Genomic DNA, 11,093 nt, shown 5'->3' on the forward strand with positions numbered 1-11,093 from the left:
GAGGTGCGCCAGGCCGAGAGCCTGGACCTGCTCATTGCGCTCAACTCCGGGCTTCCCGGGATGGCTACCGTTCACGCCAACAGTGCCCGTGAGGCCGTCACGAAGATGTGCACCCTGCCACTGCTCGCGGGCGAGAACGTCTCGGCCCGGTTCGTCGTGCCGACCGTCGCCTCATCGATCGACATCGTCGTCCATGCGGCCCTCGAGCGTGACGGTCGACGCGTCGTGCGCGAGATTGCCGCCGTGCCCGGGCGCGTCGAGGGCGACGTCGTCGAGATCGCCGACCTCTTCGTCAGGCGTCACGGCGAGCTCCGGCGCGCTGAGGGCTTCCCGCCGCACGAGGAGCGGTTCGAACGCGCGGGCTACGACCTCTCCGCGCTGCTGGCACCGGGTGTGCCATGACCGGCTTGCTGCTCGGCCTGACCTTCGGCGTTGGGATCTTCCTCATCTGGTGGAGCCTCTGGGTGCCGACCCCGCGAGAGCCCAGGTCGGTCACCCGCGTCGGCCCCCTTGAGCGGCTGTCCGACGAGATCGTCCAGGCGGGGTTCACCGGACTCACGGTTCGCACACTGATCGCCGCGTGCGTCATCGCCTTCGTCCTCGTGCTGGCCTTCGTGCAGGCGGCCGTGGGGGTCCTACCGATCGCCGGCTGCTTCGCACTCATGGCCTCGTTTGCCCCCGTTGCCCTGGTGCGTCGGCGGGCCCGGATGCGGCGGGCTCGCCTGCGCGATCTGTGGCCGGATGCCGTCGACAACATCACGTCGGGGGTGCGGGCCGGGATGGCCCTGCCCGAGGCGTTGTCACAGCTGGGCACGCGCGGCCCGGATGAGCTGCGCGAGCCCTTTCTCGCCTTTGCCGATGACTACCGCCTGAGCGGGCGGTTCCACGACTGCCTCGACCGGCTCAAGGAGCGACTCAGCGACCCGGTCGGTGACCGCTTGGTCGAGAGCCTGCGCATTGCTCGAGAGGTGGGCGGCACTGATCTCGGGCACCTCCTGCGCACGCTGTCGGGCTTCCTGCGTGAAGACGCGCGCACGCGGGCCGAACTCGAGACGCGGCAGTCGTGGACCGTCAATGCCGCACGACTGGCCGTCGCCGCGCCGTGGCTCGTGCTCGCGATGCTGTCCACGAACCCGCAGTCGGTGCGCGCGTACGCCAGCGGGTTGGGGTTCGTGGTGCTGGCCGTCGGCGGCGCACTCACGGTGCTCGCGTACTGGTCGATGCTGCGCATCGGTCGCCTGCCCGAGGACGAGCGGGTGCTGCGGTGAGCGGTGTGGTGCGCTCGGGGGCGATCCTCGGCTTCCTCATGGGCTGTGGCCTCCTGCTCATCTGGGTAGGGCTGCCCCGACACCGCCGGCCCGGGCTCGCGGGACGAGTGGTCCCCTACCTGCGTGACACACCCAGACCGTCGAGACTGCTCGACACCGAGCGGGCGCCCAATGGGGCCCTTGCCGCCGTCACCGCCCCGATCGTCAAGGACCTCGGCGCCCTGGTCGAGCGGATCATGGGCGGCGCCGACTCGGTGCGACGACGGCAGTTGCGCGCAGGCGTGGCGGCCGACGTCGACCGGTTTCGTGCAGAGCAGGTGCTGTGGGGCGCTCTCGGTGCCGCGGTCGGAGGCCTCCTCGGTACCACGGCCTTCCTCGTGAGGGATGCCGGTGCCGTGACCGTGGTGATGATGACGCTCATCGGTGCCGGGGTCGGCATCACCGGTGCTGACTACAACCTCTCCCGTCGGGCCCAGCGCCGCGAGGCCCGCATGCTCATGGAGTTCCCCACCGTTGCCGAGCTCCTGGCCCTGGCGGTTGCCGCCGGTGAGGGCGCAGTCGGTGCCCTCGACCGGGTCTGCCGACTGTCCAGCGGCGAGCTGGCCGGCGAGCTGCGACGCTGCCTGGCTGATGCCCGCGCCGGTGCGAACCTGCCCACCGCGCTGCAAGGGCTCGCGGACCGCACCGGGCTGCCGAGCCTGCGCCGGTTCGTCGACGGCGTCGTCATCGCCGTCCAGCGCGGCACACCGTTGGCCGAGGTGCTGCGCGCGCAGGCGCAGGACGTCCGTGAGGAAGGTCGGCGGGGCCTGATGGAGGCGGGCGGTCGCAAGGAGATCGCGATGATGGTCCCGGTCGTGTTCCTCATCCTCCCCGTCACCGTGCTCTTCGCCGTGTTCCCCGGCTTCAGCTACTTCCAGTTCACGCTCTGACCCGATGGAAAGGACCGACCCCATGTCGATCACCCGCACCCTGTCCGCCCGCCTTGTCGTCGCCACCCATGTGCTCCTGACGCGCGCAGTCCGCAGATCGGAGCGAGGTGACGTGCCGGGCTGGGTGCTCATCACCCTCATGACCGCGGGCTTGGTCACGGCGCTGTGGGTCGTCGCCAAGGGACAGCTGGTCTCGATGTTCCAGAACGCCCTCTCCTCGGTGAAGGGCTGAGCTGTCGCGATGCCTCGGCACGACGAGCGGGGTGCAGCCGTGGCGGACTTCGTCATGGTGTCCGTGCTCGTCGTCATGCTCTTCCTCGCGGTGTTCCAACTCGGTCTGACGTTGCACACCCGCAACACCCTCATCTCGTGTGCGTCCGAGGGGGCTCGCCTGGGTGCGAGGCTGGATGCCGTTCCCGGACAGGGCGTCGCGCGTACCCAGTCGCTGATCAGCCAGTCACTGTCGCCGGAGTACGCACGTAAGGTCAGCGCTCGGGAGAGCGTCGTTGACGGGGTCCGGGTGGTTGAGGTGAGAGTCGTCGCGCCCATCCCGGTGCTCGGTCTGCTTGGTCCGAGCGATCGTCTCGACGTCGTCGGTCGCGCCTTCCTGGAGGCGCAGTGACCGACCACGTCCCCCGGCCAAGTGGCGGGCGCGTCCGCGACGAGAGGGGTGCCGCGGTCGTGGAGTTCATCGCCCTCGCCGTGCTGATGCTGATCCCGCTCATCTACCTCGTGATGATGATGGCCAGGCTCCAGGCGGGCTCGTTCGCCGTCAGCCAGGCCGCCCGGGAGGCGGGCCGGGCCTTCGTCACCGCGGAGAGCGGCAGCGACGCTGCGGGCCGGGCCCAGTCCGCGGCCAGGATCGCCTTCCTCGACCACTCCTTCGACGGCACGGGGAGGTTGTCGATCGCGTGTGACGGAACCCCGTGTCTGCGACCCGACGGGCGGGTGGAGACCACGGCAACCGTGCGGGTGCCGCTGCCGCTGATCCCCGCCTTCGCGCGCGAGGTCATCCCGATGTCGGTCCCGGTGTCGGCGACCCACCTGTCGACCGTGGACCGTTTCCGGGGCCTGCCGTGAGCGGCCTGGATCGACCTGTGGTGCCGGCCGGCCCAGCTCCGCGTCGGTCGCGGCAGGAAGACGGCTCGATCAGCATCTTCATCGTGGGCCTCACGGTCATCGCGATGATCCTCATCGCGGGGACGATCGCCGTCACCTCGGCTCACCTGTCCCGGATGCGGTTGCTCGACGTCGCTGACGGCGCAGCCCTCACCGCGGCCAACGGCTTGGACGACTCCGCCTACACCTCGGGGGTGAAGACCTCGGTGCCGCTGTCGAACGCGACGGTCCGCGAGCGCGCCGCCGGCTACGTCGCGAGCCGCCCAAGGCCCAACGGCATCCTCGCGTGGAGGCTCGGACCCGGCACGGGCACGCCCGACGGACGCACGGCAGTAGTCTCGCTCAGCGGTGAGGCAGAACTGCCGATGATAGGGGCCGTGCTGAGCGACCTCGGGGTGAGCATCCGCATCACCGTGCAGTCCAGCGCCCGCGCCGACCTCGAACCCTGAGACCTGGAACGCTGATGGCTGCTGTCGCAGACCCGTGCCCGCACGGTCACGGCCGGGGACTCGCGTAGGCTTGCTCACCGTGGCTGTCGACTTCTCCCAGGAGATCAAGGACCTCCGCACGACCATGGCGTCCGTGCGTGAGGTGACCGACCTGTCCAAGCTCGAGGCGACCATCGCCGACTTCGAGCAGCAGGCCTCAGACCCGAACCTGTGGGACGACCAGGAGAAGGCCCAGGTCGTGACCTCCGGGCTCTCGCGCGCCAAGGCCGAGCACGAGCGCGTCACGAACATGGACGCCCGCATCGACGACCTCCAGGCCCTGGTCGAGATGGGCCAGGAGGAGAACGACGCCGACACCCTCGCCGAGGCCGAGGTCGAGCTGGCCGTCGTGAAGAAGGCCGTCGGCGAGCTCGAGGTGCGCACCCTGCTCTCCGGCGAGTACGACGAACGGGCCGCAGTGGTCACCATCCGCGCCGGCGCCGGGGGAGTGGACGCCGCCGACTTCGCCGAGATGCTCATGCGCATGTACCTGCGCTGGGCCGAGCGCCACGGTTACCCCGTGAAGGTCCTCGACACCTCCTACGCCGAGGAGGCCGGCCTCAAGAGCGCCACCTTCGAGGTCGACGTGCCCTACGCCTACGGCAACCTCAGCGTCGAGGGCGGCACCCACCGCCTCGTGCGGATCAGCCCCTTCGACAACCAGGGCCGCCGCCAGACCAGCTTCGCCGCGGTCGAGGTCGTGCCGCTCATCGAGCAGACCGACACCATCGAGATCCCCGAGAACGAGCTCAAGGTCGACGTCTTCCGCTCCAGCGGCCCCGGCGGCCAGTCGGTCAACACCACCGACTCCGCCGTGCGCATGACGCACATTCCCACCGGGACCGTGGTCTCGATGCAGAACGAGAAGTCGCAGATCCAGAACCGCGCCGCCGCGCTGCGCGTCATGCAGTCGCGCCTGCTGCTGCTGAAGAAGGCCGAGGAGGCCGCCGAGCGCAAGGAGCTTGCCGGCGACGTCAAGGCCAGCTGGGGTGAGCAGATGCGCTCCTACGTCCTGCACCCGTACCAGATGGTCAAGGACCTGCGCACCGGACACGAGGTCGGCAACACCTCGAGCGTCTTCGACGGCGACATCGACGCCTTCATCGAGGCCGGCATCCGCTGGCAGATCGCCCAGGACAAGGCCGCAGCGCAGGGCTGACCCGTGACCGACCTCCGGTGGCCGGATGCCGCCCACGGTCTCGTCGAGCGCCTCCGGGCGCTCGCCGACGGCGAGTCGGTGACGCTCACGGCATCCGAGGACCACGCCCGCCCCACGCTGGTGCGCAAGGGGTGGTGGGGCGGTCTCGTGCCCGCCAAGCATGACGTCGTCGCGCCGTGGGTTCGGCTCGAGCGCGTCGAGGACCACCTGCGCGGGCACTGCGTGGGCGCGGCCGCCGCTGCCGGTGGCTATCCGCTCTCCCCGCAGGAGGATGCTGCGCTGCTCACCCTGGGTTGGCGCAGGCCCGGGCCCGGTGACGGTGAGCACTACGTGCGGTTCTGGCCCGACGACGTCCCGCAGGGTCCCTACCTTCCCCTCGACGACGCGCAACGGGCTGTCGACATGGTCACCGCGACGTTCGTGCAGGTGCTGACCGCTCCGAGGTGACCCGCCGAACCTCGGGAACCGCCCGTCATCCACCCTGCGTCGACCTATCCTGTTCCTCGGGGCAACCGCGCGCGCCGCTGCTGCCCGTCGTCCGATCGCACCCTGACCCTGAGGCCAACCCCCCGTCATGATCCGCTTCGAGAAGGTCACCAAGGTCTACCCGAGATCCACCCGGGCAGCCCTCGACAACGTCAGCGTCGACATCGACCGGGGCGAGTTCGTCTTCGTCGTGGGCCCCTCCGGCTCGGGCAAGTCCACCCTGCTGCGGCTGGCGCTGCGCGAGGAGGCCGCCACCGAGGGCACCGTCCTGGTCGCCGGCCACGACCTGAACTCCATGCCGATGCGGCAGGTGCCGAGGCTGCGCCGCGAGATGGGTGCGGTCTTCCAGGACTTCCGGCTCCTGCCGAACAAGACGGTCCACGAGAACGTCGCCTACGCCCTCCAGGTGATCGGCAAGCCGGGGCACGTCATCCGCCAGCTGGTCCCCGAGACCCTGGAGATGGTCGGCCTCGCCGGCAAGGAGAAGCGCTTCCCCCACCAGCTCTCCGGTGGTGAGCAGCAGCGCGTGGCGATCGCCCGCGCCGTGGTCAACCGCCCGCAGATCCTGCTGTGCGACGAGCCGACCGGCAACCTCGACCGTGCCATCAGCCTCGACATCGTCCGCCTGCTCGACCGGATCAACCGCACCGGCACGACGATCGTCATGGCGACCCACGACGCCGACATCGTCAACGACCTGCGCCGCCGCGTCCTCCAGCTCGAGGACGGTGTCGTCGTCCGCGACGAACAGCACGCCAGCTACTACCCCACCGCGGAGGTGTGAGCCGTGCAGCTGCGATTCCTGCTCTCCGAGGTCCGATCGGGCCTGCGCCGCAACCTGTCCATGGCGATCTCCGTCGTGCTCGTCACGATGGTCTCGATGTTCCTGCTCGGTCTCGGCATGCTCGCCCAGCGCCAGGCCGACACGATGAAGGGCTACTGGTACGACCGCATCCAGGTGTCGATCTACCTGTGCACCGAGAACTCGTTGCAGCCCAACTGTGAGGGCCGGGCCGTCACGGAAGCCCAGAAGACCGCCATCCAGGACCAGCTGAAGGCGCTGCCCGAGGTCAAGGAGGTCTTCTACGAGTCCGAGCAGGAGGCCTATGACCGGTTCAAGGAGCAGTTCCGCAACAGCCCGATCGCCGGGAACGTGCAGGTGGGCGACATCCCGCAGAGCCTGCGGGTGCAACTGAACGACCCCACGAAGTTCGACGTCGTGACCAGCCAGTTCGATGGTGCGCCGGGGGTCGCCACCGTCCAGGACCAGGAGAAGGTCCTCTCCAAGTTCTTCACGATCATCAACTACATCACCGCGTTCGCCGTGCTCCTCGCAGCCCTGATGGTGGCCTGTGCCGCCCTGCTCATGGCGACCACCATCAGACAGGCCGCGTTCATCAGGCGCCGGGAGATCGGCATCATGCGACTGGTCGGCGCCTCGAACTGGACGATCCGGATGCCGTTCATCGCCGAGATGGTGATCGTCTCGGTGCTGGGGGTGAGCTTGGCCGTCGGGTTGCTCGTGGCCCTCATGCAGTTCGTCTTCAACGAGGGAGCCAGCCAGATCGCGCTCAGCCAGGCGTTCATCGGCACCACCGACGTGTGGCTGCTCGCGCCGTGGATGGTGCTGGGGGTCACCACCGTGGCTGTCTTCACGAGCCTGGCCACGCTGCGTCGGTACCTGCGCGTGTGACCCCCGGTGGGCCCGCTCCGCGAGACCGCCCACCGATTCATCCCTCCAGATGCTCCCCTCAACGCGTGAAACGTGTTACCAATGGTGATCATGGGACTCAAGGACACTGAGGCGATCGTGCGCGCCCACAGCCGGACAGCGGCTGTGGGCGTAGCGCTGCTCTGCGCCGCAGCCCTGGGTGTCAGCTCGGCCACAGCGGTCCCGACGGCCCCGCTGCCGGGGTCGTCCACGGCATCCGACCCCGGTGCCGAGAAGCGCAAGGTCGACGCGCAGATCGAGAAGCTGCGCGAAGACCTCGAGGATTCCTCGGCTGAGCTCTCGAACGCGTACATCGCGCTCCAGCAGACCAAGGCGAAGCTGCCCGCCGCCCAGAGCGCCTTGGCCGAGGCCGAGTCGGCCGCCCTCGCCGCAGACCGGGCCAACACGCTGGCTGCCCAGGAGCTCGAAGCCGCCCGGGCCAGCGAGGCCAAGGCACAGGCCGAACTCGAGTCGACGACCAAGGAGGTCACGGCCGGGCGGTCCCGGGTGGCCCAGTTCGCCGCGCAGATCTACCAGGAGCAGGGTTTCGGCCAGCTCGACATGGCGCTGTCCAGCACCGACCCTCAGCAGTTCGCCGACCGGATCGCCCTCGTCGACACGGTGATGGACGTGCAGGGCGAGACCCTTGATCGCCTCGCGACCGAGAAGGCCAGCCTGACCGCGCTCGAGGACCACCTCTCGGCGCTGCGTGCCGACTCGGCCGCGAAGAAGAAGCGTGCCGAGGAAGCCCTCGCGGCGGCCGAGAGCGCTCGCGACTCCGCGGCCCGCGCCAAGGCCGACCTCGACGCCCTCGCCGCCCAGCAGACCAGCCAGGCCGCCGAGGTCGAGTCGCAGATCGCTGCCGACAAGGTTCGCCTCAGCGCCATGAAGGCCGAGCAGAGCCGGCTCAAGGCCGTCCTCGTGGCTCGCGCCGCCGAGGCGCAGCGCAAGGCGGCAGCCGCAGCCAAGGCAGAAGCCGCTCGGCGGGCCGCGGAGAAGAAGGCCGGGCTGGCCGCCCGGCCGTCAACCGGATCCGGCTCCTCCGGCTCCTCCGAGGGTGACGACGGTGGCTACCTCAGCCGCCCGATCACCGGCCGGATCAGTTCCGAGTTCGGCATGCGCTTCCACCCCATCGACCGCGTCTGGCGGCTGCACGCCGGCCGCGACTTCGCCGCACCGTGCGGGACGCCCGTTCGCGCTGCTGCCCCGGGCGAGATCATCATGGCTGGCTACGCCGCGGGCGCCGGCAACCGAATCGTGATCGACCACGGGATCGTCAACGGCGAGCACCTCGCGACGGTCTACAAGCACCTGGAGGGCTACGCCCAGCGCAGCGGCAAGGTCTCGCGCGGCGAGGTCATCGGTTATGAGGGCAGCACCGGCCTCTCCACCGGTTGTCACCTGCACTTCGAGACCCACGAGAACGGCGAGCCTGTCGACCCGCGTCGCTGGCTGTGACGACCCGGGCTTCGGGTAATGGGTGCGGTCTGCGCCCTCGCGGAAGGTAACCTCGCTCCCGTGGCCAAGGAGACCGGACGAAAGCTCGTCGCGAGCAACCGCAAGGCCCGTCACGACTACCTCATCGAGGACACGTACGAGGCGGGCCTCGTCCTGATGGGCACGGAGGTCAAGGCGCTGCGGATGGGGCGGGCCTCGCTCGTCGACGGATGGGCGGGCTTTGACCGTGACGACGAGCTGTGGCTCGAGGGCGTTCACATCCCCGAGTACTTCAACGGGACGTGGAACAACCACACGCCGCGCCGCCGCCGCAAGCTGCTGCTCCACCGGCGTGAGCTGAACAAGATCCTCCAGGCGACCCGCGAGACCGGGCACACCATCGTGCCGCTCTCGCTGTACTTCAAGGACGGCCGGGCCAAGGTCGAGCTCGCCGTGGCCAAGGGCAAGAAGAACTACGACAAGCGCCATGCCCTGCGCGAACGCCAGGACAACCGCGAGGCAGCCCGCGCCATGTCAGCCCGCACCCGCGGCGAGGACTGAGGTGGACAGCCCGGTCGCACCGGTGCGTCGATCCGCGACGCCGTGGGTGGGATTCTGGGCCTGCCTCGGGCTGATCGTCGCGGCGGTGGTCCTCGCACCGCTGGCGCTGGCTGCGGGGGAGCGGATGCCGGCGCTGCAGGCCTGGGGCCCGGCGCTGGTGCTGCCCACCGAGGAGCAGGCAGACTCCCTGTCAACGCAGTTCCAGGTCCAGTCAGACGGATCGGTCATCGTCACCGAGACGATCCGGTGGCGCTTCCCCGACGGCGAGGATCGCCACGGCATCCTGCGCAACGTCAAGGTCCGCGCGGGCTACCAGGACAGCGAGACCCAGTACCGCTACTACGAGCTGTCCGGGGTGGTGGTCACCTCACCGTCCGGGGCGCCGACCGACATCGCGATCTCCGACATGGGCGCCTTCCGCCAGATCCGGATCGGCAGCCCCTCGCAGACCGTGCGCGGCACCGCCGACTACGTCGTGCAGTTCCGGTTGGCGAACCTGGTCAACGACATCGGTGACGGCACGGCCGAGTTCTACTACAACGTCGTCGACCCCTCGAACGGCTTCCCGCAGCTGGGCGTTCGCGCCGCGGTGACGGCGCCCGTCCCGGCCACCAGGGCCGCCTGCTTCTACGGCGAGCTCGGCGCCGACACACCCTGCCAGGCACAGGCGGGGGCCACCTCGACGTTCAGTTCCCCCGACCTCGCGGCTCGTGAGGGCATGAGCGTGGTGACGTCGTACCCGCGCGACGCCTTCGGCGACCTCACCCCGGACCTTCGCGACGGTGACTCCGAGGCGGGCGGCGGATCACCGGTCAGCCCGGGGCAGGCGCGTGCTCTGGGCTGGTTGGCCATGGGCTTGGGCGTGCTCGGGCCGCTCCTCGCCGGCTCCCTCATGGGCATGCTCGTGTGGACCAGAGGGCGCGACGAGCAGTACGCCGGACTCACCCCGGGTCTGACCCCCGGACCCGGCGAGGACGTCCCCGTCGTCGTCGGCGGCGAGGCGCCCACCGTCGCGGTGCAGTTCAACCCGCCGCCGGGTGTGCAGCCCGGCATGGTCGGCACCATTCTCGATGAGCAGGTCAATCTCGTCGACGTCACGGCGACGCTCGTCGACCTCGCCGTTCGTGGGCACCTGACGATCGCGCGCGATGACCGGGGGATCTTCCGGGCCGACGACTGGGTGCTCTCGCGAACCGCACCCCCGGCATCCGCCGTGCCCCTCGCCCCGTACGAACAGGTGCTCATCGACTCGATCTTCGCCGGGGGCAACCAGATCGCCCTGTCCCAGTTGAAGAACCGCTTCAAGCCCACCCTGGATGCCGTGGAGCGTCTGATGTACGAGGAGGTCGTCGAGCGTGGGTGGTTCCGTCGAAGCCCGGAGCGGGCTCGCGCGGGCTGGACGGGTCTTGGCACGCTGCTGATCTTCGGCTCGGTCTTCGCCGCGTTCTTCCTCGGGGGGATGCTGTCGGGCCTGTTCGCGGACTCCGGCTTCCCGATCTCGCCGACGTGGGTGCTCGTCGGGGGTGGGGTGGTGTCCGGGCTGATCGTGCGAGCCCTCGGCCAGCGGATGGCGGCTCGAACGGCATCCGGCTCAGCCATGCTGGCGCAGTCGCGCGGTTTCGAGCGGTACATCGCCACCGCCGAGGCCAACCAGATCAAGTGGGAGGAAGCCCAGGAGGTCTTCTCGAAGTTCCTGCCGTTCGCCATCGTGTTCGGTCTGGCGGACCGGTGGGCCAAGACCTTCGAGGAGGTGGCGGCGGCTGCGGCTGCCGCGGGGGTGAGCGTTGCGAGCCCCACGTGGTACGTGGGGAACTGGGGCACCGGCGGCTTCTCCGACGTCGCCTCGAGCATGGACTCGTTCTCGACCGTGGCTGCCGGCACGTTCGTCTCGACCCCGGGTTCGTCCGGGTCGAGCGGGTTCAGCGGAGGCGGCGG

14 protein-coding genes are annotated in these 11,093 nt (G+C 69.8%); all 14 read left to right on the forward strand.

What is annotated here, in order from left to right; genetic code table 11:
- On the forward strand, positions 1–402 hold a 402-nt coding region (locus PLL68_RS08630; protein WP_324533362.1), incomplete at its 5' end, for an ATPase, T2SS/T4P/T4SS family.
- Positions 399–1,268, forward strand: coding sequence for a type II secretion system F family protein (locus PLL68_RS08635; protein ID WP_324533363.1), 870 nt, complete (start codon positions 399–401; stop codon positions 1,266–1,268). The genes PLL68_RS08630 and PLL68_RS08635, both read left to right, overlap by 4 nt.
- Positions 1,265–2,197 (forward strand): type II secretion system F family protein, encoded by a 933-nt coding sequence (locus PLL68_RS08640; RefSeq protein WP_324533364.1) that lies wholly within the window; start codon positions 1,265–1,267, stop codon positions 2,195–2,197. Before PLL68_RS08635 ends, PLL68_RS08640 begins: the two co-directional genes overlap by 4 nt.
- A gap of 22 nt (positions 2,198–2,219) precedes the next feature.
- Positions 2,220–2,429, forward strand: coding sequence for a hypothetical protein (locus tag PLL68_RS08645; RefSeq protein WP_324533365.1), 210 nt, complete (start codon positions 2,220–2,222; stop codon positions 2,427–2,429).
- Positions 2,430–2,438: 9 nt separating this feature from the next.
- The gene (locus PLL68_RS08650; RefSeq protein ID WP_324533366.1) at positions 2,439–2,819 is read left to right on the forward strand and encodes a TadE/TadG family type IV pilus assembly protein; all 381 of its coding nucleotides are present in this window, start codon (positions 2,439–2,441) and stop codon (positions 2,817–2,819) included.
- A 59-nt stretch (positions 2,820–2,878) separates the two neighbouring features.
- Positions 2,879–3,277, forward strand: coding sequence for a pilus assembly protein (locus tag PLL68_RS08655; protein WP_324533367.1), 399 nt, complete (start codon positions 2,879–2,881; stop codon positions 3,275–3,277).
- Between the two features lie 20 nt (positions 3,278–3,297).
- A complete protein-coding gene (locus PLL68_RS08660) occupies positions 3,298–3,765 on the forward strand; it encodes a Tad domain-containing protein (protein WP_324533368.1) in 468 nt (155 codons plus the stop codon).
- A 79-nt stretch (positions 3,766–3,844) separates the two neighbouring features.
- Positions 3,845–4,963 (forward strand): peptide chain release factor 2, encoded by a 1,119-nt coding sequence (gene prfB / locus PLL68_RS08665; protein WP_324533369.1) that lies wholly within the window; start codon positions 3,845–3,847, stop codon positions 4,961–4,963.
- A gap of 3 nt (positions 4,964–4,966) precedes the next feature.
- Complete coding sequence (locus PLL68_RS08670) at positions 4,967–5,410, forward strand: TY-Chap domain-containing protein (RefSeq protein ID WP_324533370.1); 444 nt, start codon at positions 4,967–4,969, stop codon at positions 5,408–5,410.
- Positions 5,411–5,537: 127 nt separating this feature from the next.
- A complete protein-coding gene (gene ftsE, locus PLL68_RS08675) occupies positions 5,538–6,233 on the forward strand; it encodes a cell division ATP-binding protein FtsE (RefSeq protein ID WP_324533371.1) in 696 nt (231 codons plus the stop codon).
- Positions 6,234–6,236: 3 nt separating this feature from the next.
- Entirely contained in the window at positions 6,237–7,142 is a 906-nt protein-coding gene (gene ftsX / locus PLL68_RS08680) for a permease-like cell division protein FtsX (protein WP_324533372.1), read from the forward strand.
- Between the two features lie 90 nt (positions 7,143–7,232).
- On the forward strand, positions 7,233–8,618 hold the full coding sequence (locus tag PLL68_RS08685; protein ID WP_324533373.1) for a peptidoglycan DD-metalloendopeptidase family protein: 1,386 nt from the start codon (positions 7,233–7,235) through the stop codon (positions 8,616–8,618).
- Between the two features lie 60 nt (positions 8,619–8,678).
- On the forward strand, positions 8,679–9,158 hold the full coding sequence (smpB, locus tag PLL68_RS08690; RefSeq protein WP_324533374.1) for an SsrA-binding protein SmpB: 480 nt from the start codon (positions 8,679–8,681) through the stop codon (positions 9,156–9,158).
- Position 9,159: 1 nt separating this feature from the next.
- Positions 9,160–11,093: DUF2207 domain-containing protein (locus PLL68_RS08695; protein WP_324533375.1), on the forward strand; the 1,934-nt coding region annotated here is incomplete at its 3' end.

It is taken from the genome of Ornithinibacter sp., from assembly GCF_035443565.1.
Classification (GTDB): domain Bacteria; phylum Actinomycetota; class Actinomycetes; order Actinomycetales; family Dermatophilaceae; genus Fodinibacter.

What these genes read in the sequence shown, in the direction of transcription:
- PLL68_RS08685 (WP_324533373.1), top strand. Translation starts at nt 7,233, where the DNA reads ATGGGACTCAAGGACACTGAGGCGATCGTGCGCGCCCACAGCCGGACA.
- PLL68_RS08650 (WP_324533366.1), top strand. Translation starts at nt 2,439, where the DNA reads ATGCCTCGGCACGACGAGCGGGGTGCAGCCGTGGCGGACTTCGTCATG.
- PLL68_RS08645 (WP_324533365.1), top strand. Translation starts at nt 2,220, where the DNA reads ATGTCGATCACCCGCACCCTGTCCGCCCGCCTTGTCGTCGCCACCCAT.
- PLL68_RS08635 (WP_324533363.1), top strand. Translation starts at nt 399, where the DNA reads ATGACCGGCTTGCTGCTCGGCCTGACCTTCGGCGTTGGGATCTTCCTC.
- ftsE (WP_324533371.1), top strand. Translation starts at nt 5,538, where the DNA reads ATGATCCGCTTCGAGAAGGTCACCAAGGTCTACCCGAGATCCACCCGG.